Source organism: Sphingomonas paeninsulae (genome assembly GCF_003660165.1).
Lineage (GTDB): Bacteria > Pseudomonadota > Alphaproteobacteria > Sphingomonadales > Sphingomonadaceae > Sphingomonas_O > Sphingomonas_O paeninsulae.
In genome coordinates this window covers 1609276-1622500 of sequence record NZ_CP032829.1, presented here as the reverse complement: position 1 = coordinate 1622500, position 13225 = coordinate 1609276, and the positions used below count along the sequence as shown (strand labels likewise).

Below are 13225 nucleotides of genomic sequence, written 5' to 3'. Positions count from 1 at the left end.
GCTCATCCTTGGGCGATAAATCTTTGGACTTACGTCATTATCCGGTATTAGCAGTAATTTCTCACTGTTATTCCGAACCCAAGGGTAGATTCCCACGCGTTACGCACCCGTGCGCCACTAGACTGCAACCGAAGTCACAATCTCGTTCGACTTGCATGTGTTAGGCATGCCGCCAGCGTTCATTCTGAGCCAGGATCAAACTCTCAAGTTTGATGTCCAATCTCACTCCCGGGTGGAATTCCCCAGAGCAAGACGTCCATTTCAAGGATCGCTCTGCACAAATCATTTTTACGTATGGAATACATATAAAGGACTTGTGAGTAACGACTAATTTAACCAAGCAACCGACGCCTTAAAACCGTCGGACCTGGAGCCGCTGCCCACATGTCCCTTCATCTTTACCAACAATGAGAAAGAGCGCAAAATGCCGACGCCAAATCCACCCCCGTTTTACCGGGAGGACCGGGCGCCTGCTGATCTCGCTAACCGAACCAGTGAACTAACCGCTCACCGTCTCGATGCCCCTCCTCTAGAAGCCACCCGCAAAGCCGTCAACATCAATCTGCAAAGAATCCGTCATAAAACTTTCAGACGCCCCAACGCCTCCGCTGCCCTCTTGCGTAAAGGGTTATTCACCGACCTGCGCTATGGTCATTCATCGGCAGAATCAATCTGCGCTTAAACACTGTAATAATTAGGTTTCCGGCATGATCGATCCCCGCCTGACTGTGACGATGAGCGTTTTCAATGATGCTGCATACCTATCGTTGGCGATCGAAAGCATTCTCACGCAGACGTTCGAAGATTTCGAGTTTCTAATCGTCAATGACGGATCGACCGACGATTCGGGGATGATCATCGATCGATTCGCAAAACAGGATCGCCGGATTCGCGCCATTCATCAGGCGAATCACGGATTGATCTATAGTTTGAACCTCATGATCGCTCAGGCCCGCGCTCCTTTAATAGGCAGGATGGATGGCGACGACATTGCCCTCCCCACTCGATTTGACCAGCAGGTAGCTTATCTTGATGCTCATCCAGAGATTGGCGTGCTCGGAACCGGTGCGGACACGATCGACGAACGCGGTCGGCCCGGCCTTCGTCGTTTCGACAATGTTACCGATCCAGATGCCGTGGTTGCCGACCTGAAAAATGGTCCGCCCTTGTGCCATCCTTCTGTCGTGATGCGGCGCGACGTCGTCCGATCGGTCGGCGGGTATCACGCAGCCTTCCTTCACTGCGAAGATTACGACCTTTGGCTGCGGCTTTCAGAGGTCACCCGCTTGACCAGTCTGCCAGAGCGACTGATTCTTTATCGACAAAGTGCAAGCCAGGTCAGCAATCGTCACGCGCTGACGCAACAGATCGGAGCAGCCGTCGCGTGGGAAGCTCATGTCGAGCGGATCGCCAAACGGCCTGATCCCACCGACAATCTAAATGTCCTCCCGCCTATTCATGAGTTGGATGCACTGTTCCGGCGCCCCGGCACGAGCGATAACGTTCGAGAAAAAACAGCTCGCGGGATACTCTATTCACCGACCGCGATGCGCGGTGAAGGATTTGCCCTATTGCTGGAGCAAGTGAAGGGCGGCGCCAGGCCTGAGAAAATGTGGCGAACGGTCGCGCGCCTTACCACTTTCGGCGCACCTATTCGCGCGTTCAGGCTGGCATGGGCACTGCTGAGACGGCAGCGTTCGTCATCGAAAAATCAACTCGCTATATAGTCTCGCATCGCGGCGGCTTCAGTTTCGATGCGGTCGATCCGGTATTTGACCAAATCGCCGATAGACACGAAGCCTATCGTTTTGCCGTTATCGATTACCGGCAAGTGGCGCACACGCCGGCGTGTCATCAAAGACAATGCCGCCATTACCGGGTCCCCCGGAGCGACGGTCAGGGCGGGGGAGGTCATGACATCGCCAACCCGCTGATCCAAGGCGCGGCCTCCTATCCGGGCAAGCGAATAAACAACGTCGCGTTCGGAAAAAATTCCGACGACATTCCCCTTATCTATTACAGGGACCGCGCCGATCCGGCGCTCCGCGAACAGCTTTACCGCGTCGGCAACAAGAGCGTCGCTGGACACAGCAATAACCTCATCGCCCTTGGAACTCAGAATCGCGCTGATCGTCATTACCGGCTCCTCTTCGACTCTATTGGATCGCTTGCGCTTGATGATTCCACGCTTGCGGCCCAAATGAAAGCAATGACTGGTCATGACATCGACAACCCCGCCCCGGCCAACCCCGGAATCTCCTCTTTTGCGCTGGCTCGATACAAGCGCCTGATGAAGTGGATGGGGGCGGCTTCGTTCGCTACCGCTGCGATTGGGCTGCTGATTATGAAGATCGTGCTCGGCACGGTACCCATTCACATGGCAATCGCCACAACACTGGGGGTGTTTTTTACAGTCTTGCTGGCTGCAACACTGATGGGATTAGTCTTCCTAAGTTCGGGTTCCGGCCATGACGAAGATGTGCGTGATCGGTTCGACGAGGACCATCAGTGATTTCCGAACAGCCCATTCTCCGCGTTATTCCCAAACCCGGTGACATAAATTCGAATGGTCATATTTTTGGAGGCTGGGTCCTCAGTCAGATGGACTCTGCGGGCGGCATCGTCGCAGGCAGGATCGCGCAGGGACGAACGGCTACCGTCGCGATCGAGACGATGGAGTTCCTGGCACCAATCCTGCTGACCGACATCATTTCGATCTATGCAAAAGTTGAAAGGCGAGGGCGGACCTCGATCGCGATCCGGCTGGACGTCGTGGCCAGCCGGAACGGAGGAGCCGAGGAAGTCAAGGTGACCAGCGGCGTTTTCACTTTCGTCGCGCTGGACGAGAATTTCCGCCCACGCGTATTGCCTGCCTGATCGGCGTCAGCTTTCAGCGGGCGCTTCAATCGGAACCTTGCGAGGACGACCGCGACGCCGAGGCTCGACCACAACTTCACCTTCGGTCTTTGCCGCAACAACTGGTGTAGGTTCCGCGACTATCGATGGCGGGATGCTGAAGGCTGGCGGCAATACGCCGATGTCGAGGCGCGCTTCGCCATCGTCGTTATCCTGATTTCTGACGACAGGCTGAGCCCGGGGACGCCGCACGGCACGCGGTGCGGGGGTAATGGCTTCCGAGTTTGCTTCAGGACGGACGTCTGTCTGCGGTGCTAAGGACGGAGCGCGATTACCACGATCTTCGTCACCATAGTCGCGACGAACGCGGTTTTCGCGAGGACGGTTTTCACGCGGCTGCTCATCGCGCAAGTTTTCGTCGCGTGGTTGCTGCTGCGTTTCGCGCTGTGGCTGTTCGCGCGGCCGATCATCACGCTGCGTATCGCGAGTACGGTCGTCGCGTTGATATGATGACGAACGGGGACGATCTTCACGAGGCCGATCGTCGCGGGGACGATCGTCACGCGGACGGTCTTCACGGGGGCGGCTTTCCCGTGGGCGATCCTCATTGCCGCGATTGTCGCGGGCCTGTTGAGGCTGGGCCTGTTGAGGCTGGGCTTGTTGCTGCGGCTGCTGTTGGACGCGCTGTGGCTGGCGGAACGAGCCGGCGAAATCGTCGTCGTCGTCCTGGTTCTCGTTACCCTCTTCGCCTTCGAAGCCCTGTTCTTCGTTTCCGAATTCCTGACGGGCGCGTGTCGGGTTGTTTTCTTCATAGCGAGCACGGGTTTCGCTCAGCACACGAAAATAATGGTCAGCGAACTGGAGATAATATTCTGTCAGCACCCGATCGCCAGCCTGCTGCGCATCGCGGGCGAGCGTCTTGTATTTCTCGAGCAATTGCGCTGCGTTGCCGCGCGCGCGGTTGTCGATCCGGTTACCACTTTCGGGCCCGCGACCACCGCCACTGTTATTGCCACCTGGGTTGTTCTGGCGCTGGCCACCCCGACCGCGACGGCGACCGGACTGCTGACGATTATTGATCAAGTTGAATTCGTCCTTAGCAAGGGGTTTTCAAACAAATCCCGCTGTGCCCCCTTGTCCTGTCGTATCCGAACCGCCGGACGATCAGTGACTTCGCCGAACTTTTGCCGAGACAAAAGCAGGTTACTGGTGGGGGTAAGATAAGGCGCATTCGCTTTTCAGCTGGAAGATGCGTTCGTATCTTGGGGACCGCCCTAGCGACATATCGCGGAGGGGCCAAGCATTATTTGTGGGATGCGATCAGGCAACGGTCGTGCCCCGCAAGATCCTTGCGGAAAATGACGGCCATTCCGTGCGATTCTAGCAGTTCGGTGACCGCCAGCCGCTGGGTCGAGCCGATCTCTATGCAGGCGATTCCGCTGGGGGAAAGCAGGTTTTTCAGCTGCGGCGCGATGATGCGGTAGTCGGATAATCCATGGGGTCCAGCGTAGAGGGCAGAGGGGGGTTCGTAGTCGGAAACCTGAGGATCGAGGGTCGCGGAGGATTCGATATAGGGGGGGTTGCAGAGAATCAGAGTGAAGGTTTGTGCTACCCCATTTGCCCAGTTGTTTTGTTGGAATTCTGCTCTTGAAGAGAGCCCTAGATTTTCGGCGTTTTCTCTTGCGATCGCCAGAGCTTCAGCTGACGCATCAACGCCTAAGCCACTGGAGTTGGGCCATTCCGCCAGTGCCGCCAGCAACAGCGCGCCGGAGCCTGTGCCCAAGTCCAGTATGCGTGTTGGACCCTGTGCACCGAAGTGCGCGAGGGCTGCTTCGATGAGTGTTTCGCTATCGGGTCGCGGGATGAGGACGGCGGGGGTTACACGAAGAGAAATCGACCAAAAATCGCGGGTTTCGAGGATGTAGGCGATCGGTTCATGGGCCAGCCGACGGTTCAACAATGTAACGAAAGTGGACGGTATGGGACGCTTTTCGCCCAGAATCAGCGCATCGCGGGTGATTCCGAGCGCTTTAGCGAGCAAAAGTTCGGCATCGAGACGGGGCGTATCGGAGACTTTTTTCAGGGCTTCTGTCGCCTGAAACAGATCAATCACCCAGCGCGCCCAGCCTTGCGGCTTCGTCCTCGGCGATCAGCGCGCCCAGCAATTCGTCCATCGCGCCCTCAAGGATTTCGGGCAGACGATGCAAGGTCAGGTTGATCCGATGATCAGTCACGCGCCCCTGCGGAAAGTTATAGGTGCGGATGCGTTCGGAACGGTCACCGGAACCGACCATTGCCTTGCGCGCGCCCGATCGTTCGTCGTCCAGCCGTGAGCGTTCGAGTTCGTACAGCCGCGTCCGCAGCACCTTCAACGCCTTGGCCTTGTTCTTGTGCTGCGACTTTTCATCCTGCTGAATAACGATCAGGCCCGTCGGCAAATGGACGATGCGGACGGCACTGTCGGTGGTGTTGACCGACTGGCCGCCGGGACCGGACGAGCGATAGACGTCGATCCGCAGATCGTTGTCGTTGATCTGGACATCGACTTCCTCTGCTTCGGGAAGGACGGCGACGGTTGCGGCGGAGGTGTGGATGCGGCCACCCGATTCGGTGACGGGCACGCGCTGGACACGGTGGACGCCGCTTTCGAATTTCAGGCGCGCGAACACCCCTGTCCCGTTCAGCGACGCGACGACCTCCTTGTACCCGCCCATGTCGGCGGGGCTGGCAGAGATGATCTCGACCTTCCAGCCACGTTCCTCGGCGTAGCGTGAGTACATGCGGAACAAGTCGCCAGCGAACAAAGCGGCTTCGTCGCCGCCGGTTCCGGCGCGGATTTCCAGCATGGCAGCGCGTTCATCGGCGGCGTCGCGGGGGAGCAGTTTCAGTGCCAGCGAACGTTCTGCTTCGGGAAGCTGAGCGAGGATCGTCTGAAGTTCGTCGGCGGCCATTTCGCGGATTTCAGGGTCGCTGTCGGTTGCCATTGCCCCAAGCGTTTCGCGTTCGGCGCGCAGGCGGCGAAGTTCGCGGGCGGCTTCGGCTACGGGTTCGACTTCGGCATATTCTTTTGAGAGCGCGACGAAGCGTTCGGCGGGGACTTCACCGCTGGAGAGCTGGGCCTGGAGCTCGTCCTTGCGGGCTTCGATGGCAGCGATGCGGGCATCGGAGATGGAGATCAACGCCAGCCACCGATCACGAGTTCGCCTTCAGCTTTTCCGTCTTCCACGGCAAAGCGCTCAAAAATTGCCCGTGTCCGCGCAACCATTCCATTTGAAGGAGACTGCAATTCCATCACCATAATGTGCAGTCGATTTTTAACCGTATCCTCGTGGAAAAAGAGGATTGCCTTGGCTCCTCGTCGCCGCGCGCGATCAATTCTGCGATCCCGCTTACCGCTTAAAGAAAGATCCGCAGCGACACCCCAGCGACGAAGAAAATTGGTGATACGCCAGCCCGAAGCGGTGCTGTCTTCCAATGAAATCTTGAAATCAGCCCCGACAGAATCCAACGGAATCAGCACATATTCGGGAGCGGTTGGCTCTGGGGCATCAATCAGCATTCCCAGCCGCTCGATCCCCGCAGCCCAACCGACCGCAGGCGTATGCGCACCACCAAGTGTTTCGATCAGCCCATCATAACGGCCACCACCAAGGACAGTCCCTTGTGCGCCAAGCCGATCGGTGACGAATTCGAACGCGGTGTGACGGTAGTAATCCAGCCCGCGCACCAGATGCGGCGCAAGTTCGTAGTCGACGCCTGCTGCTTCCAGCCCCGAGCAAACCTTTGCGAAGAAATCTTCGGCTTCCGCGCTCAACACCATCTTTGGCGCGGTGTCGGCGGCTGTCCGGTCGCGGGGGTCTTTGCTGTCGAGGATGCGCAATGGGTTCTTGGACAACCGCGCTACGCTGTCTTCGGACAGGTCGGCACGGTGGCTTTCGAAATGTTCGATCAGGGCTGCGCGCCAGTTGTCGCGGCTGGTCGCATCGCCAAGGGTATTCAGCTTTAGCGTTACGCCTTCGCTGACGCCGAGTTCGCGGAGGAGTTGGTCGGCGAAGCACAGAAGTTCGACGTCTGCTGCCGGTTCGGCTGCTCCGATGACTTCGGCGTCCAACTGGTGGAACTGGCGGAACCGGCCCTTTTGCGGACGTTCGTAGCGGAATAGCGGGCCGTGGGTGGCGACTTTCAGGGGCGCGTATTGCTGCCATCCCTCGGTCAGATAGGCGCGGGCGATGCCGGCGGTAAATTCGGGGCGCAGAGTCAGCGAATCGCCGCCGCGATCCTCGAAGCTATACATTTCCTTCGACACGACATCGGTGGTTTCACCGAGGCTTCGCGCGAAGACAGCGGTGCTTTCGAATACCGGCACCTCGATCCGTCCGAAGCCGTAGAGGCGGCGAACCCTGTCGAAGGTGCTGACGACGTGGTGGAAGCGGTCGGCTTCTTCGCCGATCATGCTCTGCGTGCCACGGATTGCTTTGGGGGTTTCGATGCGGGCCATTGGTGGGCGCGGCCTTAATCGGAAGGGGGGCTTCGTGGCAAGGATTGGGGTTTGAAGGGCATTCCGCTTCCCTGAGCTTGTCGAAGGGCTGTCCTGCTTTTTCCAGGGTTCAGGAAGAAGGGCAGCCCTTCGACAAGCTCAGGGATACGGGGATTTTGTTTTCTCATTCTCTCTCCATCTCCTGTCCCTTCCGCTGCCCCACCCCTTTCCGTTCCCCCTTCCTCTCACCTCTTCGACAGGTTCGGGAACGCACATGCGCTGAGCACGCCAACACCGGGATACATTCCGTTTCCGATCCGTTACCATCGCGACATGACCAAAGCCCGCCAGACGCTCGGCCAGCGTATCGCCCCTGCCCGTTTCATTGCGTTTCTGGTGATTTTCGCCGTGGCGTTCGGGGCGATGCTGGGGCCGCTTGGCTGGACGCGAGCCTTGATGACCGGGTTCGACATTGCCGGTATCTTCTTCATGATCTCACTGATCCCGGTGCTGACCACACATGGCACGGACGCGATGAAACGATATGCAGAGGAGAACGACGCCAACCGTGTGGTTCTGCTGGTCATTACCAGTGTCGTGATGCTCGCAATTCTGACTGCTGTTTTCAGTGAGCTTGGGGTCAAGGGTGGCGGGGGGTCGCCGAAAGCGCTGATCGTCGGGACGCTGGCAGTGGCGTGGATATATTCAAACACGGTTTACGCGCTGCATTACGCTCATCTCTATTATGTGGATGGCGCGAAAGGCGGGCTGAATTTTTCGGGCAAGGATGATGATGGACCCGATGCAGGCCCCGAATATAGCGACTTCATCTATTTCTCATACACGCTGGGGATGACGTTTCAGACGTCGGACACCGGCGTTACGTCGCGTCATATGCGCAAGATCGTGACCGCGCACAGTCTGGCGGCGTTCGTATTCAACATCGGCGTGCTGGCATTTTCGATCAATGTGCTGGGCGGCGGATAAGAGTTGAGGATTAAAGAAGGCTAGCTCTTCGACAAGCTCAGGAAAGCGGGGTTTGTTGGTTGCCGGGTTCACTTTTTGCGGTTTAGAATAAACATATCGTCACGCTTTTCGAAAGTTGCGCCGTTATGAACACCCGTGCATTTGTCCTTGGCCTGCTTATTTCGGTCGCCACCCCTGCCTTTGCTGCGAACCCCGCCTTTGCTGCGAACAGCGCGCCGCAGCTGGCACCGTTCGTCGATACTATCCCCGCCCCCGTCGATCAGCCGTATCCGGGCGTGATCCGGTTAAAGGTCGATGCGACCGATCTGGATCGGGCGATCATGCGGGTCGAGGAAACGATCCCGGTCGCGGGCGCAGGGCCACTGGTCCTGATGATGCCCAAATGGCTGCCGGGCAATCACAGCCCGCGTGGCCCGATCGACAAGCTGGCCGGGTTGGTCATCAAGGCGGGCGACAAAACGCTGACCTGGTTGCGCGATCCGGTCGATGTGTTCGCATTTCATGTCGATGTGCCAGCGGGCGTAAAGGCGCTCGACGTCAGCTTTCAATTCCTGTCGCCGAACGCGGAGGATCAGGGGCGGATCGTCATGACGCAGGAAATGCTGAACATTCAGTGGGAGGCGGTTTCGCTATACCCCGCTGGGTATTTCACGCGCCAGATTCAGATCAGCCCGACGGTAACATATCCCAGGGGGTTCACGCCCGCGACCGCGCTGCGCAAGAGCGGCGGTTCGGGTGACACGGTTACATATCAGACGACCAATTATGAAGTGCTGGTCGATTCGCCGGTCTATGCAGGTAAATATTTCCGCGCCGACGATCTGGGTCAGGGCGTCACGTTAAACACCATCGCGGACGATCCGAAATATCTGGCGGCGACGCCTGCGCAGATTCAGTTGCATCGCAATCTGGTGACGCAAGCGGTCAAGCTGTTCGGGGCGCGGCATTTCGATCATTATGATTTCCTGTTCTCGCTGTCCGACCGGCTGGGCGACAATGGGCTGGAACATCATCGGTCGTCGGAGAATGGCGTCGATCCGACCTATTTCACCGAGTGGAACGAGAGTTTGCTCGACCATAATCTGTTGCCGCATGAATTCACGCACAGTTGGAACGGCAAGTTCCGGCGCGGGGCAGATTTGTGGACGCCCGATTTCCGCACGCCGATGCGCGACAGCCTGTTGTGGGTTTACGAAGGACAGACGCAGTTCTGGGGCTATGTTCTGGAAGCGCGGTCGGGGCTGGCATCGAAACAGGATACGCTCGACGCGCTGGCAAGCATCGCGGCTGGGCTGGATGTGCGCAAGGCGCGCGAGTGGCGCAGTCTGGACGATACGACCAACGATCCGGTCATTTCGCAGCGACGGCCAAAGGGCTGGGTGAGCTGGCAGCGGAGCGAGGATTATTACAACGAAGGGCTGCTGATCTGGGTCGAGGCCGATGCGATCATCCGGCAGGGAACCAGGGGTGCAAAGGGGCTGGACGATTTCGCCAAAGCATTCTTTGGCATCAACGACGGCGATTATGGCGAAGTAACCTATACGATCGACGATGTTGCAAAGACGCTGAACGGGGTGATGCCCTATGACTGGGCGGGGTTCCTGAAGGAGCGGCTGACCGGCAAGGCGGAGCACGCGCCGCTCGGCGGGTTCGAACGCAGCGGGTATAAGCTGACCTACACCGACACGCCGACGAACTTCACCAAAACCGGGATGAAGGCGAACAAGTATCTCGACCTGTCCTATTCGCTGGGGTTGAACGTCGGCAAGGAAGCCCGGATCAACGCAGTGATCTGGGACGGGCCAGCGTATAAAGCAGGGCTGACCGTGGGGCAGACGATCGTTGCGGTGAACGGAGTCGCCTATACCGACGACGCGATGAAGGCGGCGGTTACTGCGGCAAAAGGAGGCTCTGCGCCGGTCCGGCTGACAGTGAAAGCAGGTGCGCGAGTCCGTGACGTGGCAGTTTTGTGGAACGAGGGACTTCGTTATCCACGGTTTGTGAAAACGGGGACTGGTGAGACGCCGCTCGACAAGCTACTCGCCCCCAAATGAACATCGAAATGATTCCCGTAGGGGACAGCCCGCCGCATTCGCTGAACTGCATCATCGAGGTGCCGGTCGGTGGTGAGCCCGTGAAGTACGAGTTCGACAAAAAGTCGGGCGCGTTGTTCGTGGATCGCATTCTGCATACGCCGATGCGCTATCCCGCGAACTATGGGTTTATCCCGCACACACTGTCGCCCGATGGCGATCCGCTGGATGCGCTGGTCGTGGCGCGATCGCCGTTCATCCCCGGATGCGTCGTGCGCGTGCGGCCGATTGCGGTGCTGATGCTGGAAGACGAAGCCGGCGGCGATGAGAAGTTGCTGACCGTGCCGGTCGACGCGACGTTCCCTTATTATACCAAGGTCAGCGAGAGCGAAGATCTGCCCGAAATCATCATGCAGCAGATCGAGCATTTCTTTACCCACTATAAGGATCTGGAGCCAAAGAAGTGGGTCCGCGTCGGCAAGTGGGAAAATGCAGCTTACGCCCAGAAGATCGTTCTGGAAGCGATCGAACGTTACAAGGGGGCTGGCTCAGCCAGCTAATTCAGTCAGCGCTGGACCATCGACACGGTTGATGGTCCAGCCGTCCATCGCGGTCGCGCCGATCGATTTGTAGAAACGGATCGCGGGTTCGTTCCAGTCGAGTACCGCCCATTCCAGCCGCGCACAGCCCCGTTCGATAGCGATTTGCGCGAAAGCGGAAAGCAGGGCTTTGCCGGCGCCGGAACCACGCGCGGCGGGGTCCACGAACAAATCCTCCAAATAGATGCCGGGGCGACCCTCGAACGTCGAGAAATTGTGGAAGAACAGCGCGAAGCCGATGGGCGCGGCGTCGAGTTCAGCGATCAGGACTTCGGCCATCGGACGCGGGCCGAACAAATGATTGCCGAAACTGGCGCGGTCGAGGCGGACTGCATCGGCCAGTTTTTCATAGTCGGCGAGCGCGCGGATGAACGCGATGATGGTATCGAGGTCACCGGGGACTGCGGGGCGGATGGTGATGGTCATGCGGCGATCCTTGCAACACGCCACGCGACGACGCGCGGCCATAAAATACCGATGGCGAGGCCAGCCATGACGAAGGCGGCAGCGCTGAGCTTCCATGCGGGCAGCGATTCACCCAGCCACCACGCCGATGCCGCCATGCCGAACACCGGGACGAGCAACGACATCGGCGCAACCGTGCTGGCCGGGTAGCGCGCGAGCAACCAGCCCCATGCCGCGTAACCGAACATCGTGTTGCCCACCGCCTGCCACACGACCGCGCCCCAGGTGTAGGCATCGGCGCTGGCGATGCCGTGCATGATCGCGGTCGGTCCCTCTACAATGAAGGCGAGCGCGAACAATGGAACGATCGCAAACAGGCTGGACCAGATGACATAGCCCAACATATCGACTGGTCCCGCCGCCTTTGCGACCATGTTCGCGCCAGCCCAGTTGAGCGCGCCGAAAACGACCAGAGCAAGGCCGAGCGGTGTCGCGCTACCATCGGTGTGGACGAGGATGATACCGATACCGACGATTGCCAGCAGCAATGCGCCAATTTGTGCCGGGCGTATGCGTTCACCAGTCAAGCGCATGGCGAGCCCGATCGTGAAAAATACCTGCACCTGGATTACGAGCGAAGCGAGGCCGGGCGTGATGTCGTTGCGCATTGCAATGAACAGGACACCGAACTGCCCAACACCGAGCAACACACCATAAGCGGCGAGATTGGCCCATGAAACAGCAGGCCTGCGGATGAAAAGCGCAGCGGGCACGAACACGCAGAGGAAACGGAGCGCCGCCAGCAACAGCGGCGGCAGATGTGCCAGCGCGAGTTTTATCACAACGAAGTTGCTGCCCCAGACCGCCATCACCGCGATCGCCAGAAGAACATGGCGGGGCGGCAAAGCGACAGTCCGGGGCGCGCCAATCATATTGCTGCTTCCAGTTTGGAGATATCGGGCCGGCCGCCGCGCGCGGCGATGACGCAGCCTGCGACGATGAACGATGCGCCGATGATGGTGGTGCCGGTGACAGGCTCTGCGTAAAAAATCGCGCCCATGATCGATGCCCAGATGAACGCGGTGTATTCGACCGGGACCAGCACCTGCGCTTCCGCCCGCGCATAGGCCCATGACAGAAGGAGCAGCGAGCAGAACGCCAGCGCAGCCGACAGCGCGAGCATCGGCACATGGTGCGCATCGGGGATGATGGCGAAGAACGGCGCGGCGAGCAGGAGGAAACCGCCCATCGTCAGGTTCTGGAAAAACGCGACTTCGGTAGGGCTGGCGAGAAGGGCCTGCTGACGCATGAGAATGATGTTCCATGCGTAAAAGATCGCCGACAGCAGGATTGCCGCGACACCAAACAGATTGCGGTCACCCGTCGCAGCGATCCGCGCAGCGAGCAGGACGGCGACCCCGAGTATCCCGAGAACCGACGCGATAACGCTGTGCCTGCCGACCTTTTCACCGAGCAGGACGACCGCCAGATAAAGCGCGATCAGCGGCGCGATGAATGACAGCGCAATGCCTTCTGCCAGCGGCACGCGCGCGATGCCGTAGAAAAACGACACCGCCATGATTGCAGTGACCGCGCCGCGCAGCAGGTGGACCCGCAAGCCCGAGCGGCTGGGCCAGCCGCCATGCCTGAACAGATAGGGGCCGACACTGATCAACACGCCGATGCCAGCGCGCCACAGCATCGCGTTGTACGCACCAAGCGAGATCGAGAGCCCCTTCATCGCGGCATCCATGCCCGAAAACAGCGCAATGCCGAGGCACGCGACTGCAAATGGAATGGTGTTCGAAGGACGGCTCGATTGCATTGGAAGCCCGTAGCCCGACGCCAGCCGAACGTCACGCGGCAAG

General features: G+C 59.1%; 14 protein-coding genes and 1 rRNA gene (1 of these 15 cut by a window edge). 6 read left to right on the top strand and 9 right to left on the bottom strand.

Features of this window, described 5'->3' with window-relative positions:
* Nucleotides 1-211 (bottom strand): 16S ribosomal RNA (locus D3Y57_RS13490); it reaches 1288 nt to the left of the window's first position.
* 496 nt (nt 212-707) lie between these two features.
* On the opposite strand from D3Y57_RS13490, the gene D3Y57_RS13485 reads away from it, so the two are divergent.
* Nucleotides 708-1727, top strand: coding sequence for a glycosyltransferase (locus D3Y57_RS13485; RefSeq protein WP_121153419.1), 1020 nt, complete (start codon nt 708-710; stop codon nt 1725-1727).
* Here the strand turns inward: D3Y57_RS13485 and D3Y57_RS13480 are convergent.
* Nucleotides 1712-2137, bottom strand: coding sequence for a CBS domain-containing protein (locus D3Y57_RS13480; RefSeq protein ID WP_121155918.1), 426 nt, complete (start codon nt 2135-2137; stop codon nt 1712-1714). The genes D3Y57_RS13485 and D3Y57_RS13480 overlap by 16 nt on opposite strands.
* Before the next feature lie 72 nt (nt 2138-2209).
* On the opposite strand from D3Y57_RS13480, the gene D3Y57_RS13475 reads away from it, so the two are divergent.
* Nucleotides 2210-2512, top strand: a complete 303-nt coding sequence (locus tag D3Y57_RS13475) for a hypothetical protein (protein ID WP_347400384.1) — start codon at nt 2210-2212, stop codon at nt 2510-2512.
* On the top strand, nt 2509-2877 hold the full coding sequence (locus D3Y57_RS13470; RefSeq protein WP_430739008.1) for an acyl-CoA thioesterase: 369 nt from the start codon (nt 2509-2511) through the stop codon (nt 2875-2877). The genes D3Y57_RS13475 and D3Y57_RS13470 overlap by 4 nt, the downstream gene beginning before the upstream one ends.
* A 6-nt stretch (nt 2878-2883) precedes the next feature.
* On the opposite strand, the gene D3Y57_RS13465 is transcribed toward D3Y57_RS13470, so the two are convergent.
* The 4 genes from D3Y57_RS13465 to hisS form a co-directional block, all read right to left on the bottom strand.
* A complete protein-coding gene (locus D3Y57_RS13465; protein WP_121153414.1) occupies nt 2884-3939 on the bottom strand; it encodes a DUF4167 domain-containing protein in 1056 nt (351 codons plus the stop codon).
* Between the two features lie 220 nt (nt 3940-4159).
* Nucleotides 4160-4969, bottom strand: coding sequence for a peptide chain release factor N(5)-glutamine methyltransferase (gene prmC, locus D3Y57_RS13460; protein ID WP_239025834.1), 810 nt, complete (start codon nt 4967-4969; stop codon nt 4160-4162).
* The gene (prfA, locus tag D3Y57_RS13455; protein ID WP_121153412.1) at nt 4962-6035 is read right to left on the bottom strand and encodes a peptide chain release factor 1; all 1074 of its coding nucleotides are present in this window, start codon (nt 6033-6035) and stop codon (nt 4962-4964) included. The genes prmC and prfA overlap by 8 nt, the downstream gene beginning before the upstream one ends.
* Complete coding sequence (gene hisS, locus D3Y57_RS13450; protein ID WP_121153410.1) at nt 6032-7354, bottom strand: histidine--tRNA ligase; 1323 nt, start codon at nt 7352-7354, stop codon at nt 6032-6034. Before hisS ends, prfA begins: the two co-directional genes overlap by 4 nt.
* A gap of 312 nt (nt 7355-7666) precedes the next feature.
* Here hisS and D3Y57_RS13445 point away from each other — a divergent pair, with 312 nt between their 5' ends.
* From D3Y57_RS13445 to ppa, 3 genes are all read left to right on the top strand, one after another.
* Nucleotides 7667-8320, top strand: a complete 654-nt coding sequence (locus D3Y57_RS13445; protein ID WP_121153408.1) for a DUF1345 domain-containing protein — start codon at nt 7667-7669, stop codon at nt 8318-8320.
* A 125-nt stretch (nt 8321-8445) separates the two neighbouring features.
* Nucleotides 8446-10374, top strand: a complete 1929-nt coding sequence (locus tag D3Y57_RS13440; protein ID WP_121153406.1) for a M61 family metallopeptidase — start codon at nt 8446-8448, stop codon at nt 10372-10374.
* The gene (ppa, locus tag D3Y57_RS13435) at nt 10371-10913 is read left to right on the top strand and encodes an inorganic diphosphatase (RefSeq protein ID WP_121153404.1); all 543 of its coding nucleotides are present in this window, start codon (nt 10371-10373) and stop codon (nt 10911-10913) included. The genes D3Y57_RS13440 and ppa overlap by 4 nt, the downstream gene beginning before the upstream one ends.
* On the opposite strand, the gene D3Y57_RS13430 is transcribed toward ppa, so the two are convergent.
* From D3Y57_RS13430 to D3Y57_RS13420, 3 genes are read right to left on the bottom strand one after another with little or no spacing between them, the layout of a single operon-like run.
* Nucleotides 10902-11378, bottom strand: a complete 477-nt coding sequence (locus D3Y57_RS13430) for a GNAT family N-acetyltransferase (protein ID WP_121153402.1) — start codon at nt 11376-11378, stop codon at nt 10902-10904. The two genes, ppa and D3Y57_RS13430, sit on opposite strands and share 12 nt — an antisense overlap.
* Nucleotides 11375-12289, bottom strand: coding sequence for an EamA family transporter (locus D3Y57_RS13425; protein ID WP_121153401.1), 915 nt, complete (start codon nt 12287-12289; stop codon nt 11375-11377). Before D3Y57_RS13425 ends, D3Y57_RS13430 begins: the two co-directional genes overlap by 4 nt.
* On the bottom strand, nt 12286-13182 hold the full coding sequence (locus D3Y57_RS13420) for a DMT family transporter (protein ID WP_121155912.1): 897 nt from the start codon (nt 13180-13182) through the stop codon (nt 12286-12288). Before D3Y57_RS13420 ends, D3Y57_RS13425 begins: the two co-directional genes overlap by 4 nt.
* Nucleotides 13183-13225: the final 43 nt, after the last annotated feature.

Bases quoted from the DNA above. Each gene is read 5' to 3' on its own strand.
- D3Y57_RS13430 (WP_121153402.1), bottom strand. From the start codon at position 11,378: ATGACCATCACCATCCGCCCCGCAGTCCCCGGTGACCTCGATACCATC.
- D3Y57_RS13420 (WP_121155912.1), bottom strand. From the start codon at position 13,182: ATGCAATCGAGCCGTCCTTCGAACACCATTCCATTTGCAGTCGCGTGC.
- D3Y57_RS13475 (WP_347400384.1), top strand. From the start codon at position 2,210: ATGACTGGTCATGACATCGACAACCCCGCCCCGGCCAACCCCGGAATC.
- hisS (WP_121153410.1), bottom strand. From the start codon at position 7,354: ATGGCCCGCATCGAAACCCCCAAAGCAATCCGTGGCACGCAGAGCATG.
- D3Y57_RS13485 (WP_121153419.1), top strand. From the start codon at position 708: ATGATCGATCCCCGCCTGACTGTGACGATGAGCGTTTTCAATGATGCT.
- D3Y57_RS13480 (WP_121155918.1), bottom strand. From the start codon at position 2,137: ATGACGATCAGCGCGATTCTGAGTTCCAAGGGCGATGAGGTTATTGCT.
- ppa (WP_121153404.1), top strand. From the start codon at position 10,371: ATGAACATCGAAATGATTCCCGTAGGGGACAGCCCGCCGCATTCGCTG.
- D3Y57_RS13425 (WP_121153401.1), bottom strand. From the start codon at position 12,289: ATGATTGGCGCGCCCCGGACTGTCGCTTTGCCGCCCCGCCATGTTCTT.
- D3Y57_RS13445 (WP_121153408.1), top strand. From the start codon at position 7,667: ATGACCAAAGCCCGCCAGACGCTCGGCCAGCGTATCGCCCCTGCCCGT.
- D3Y57_RS13440 (WP_121153406.1), top strand. From the start codon at position 8,446: ATGAACACCCGTGCATTTGTCCTTGGCCTGCTTATTTCGGTCGCCACC.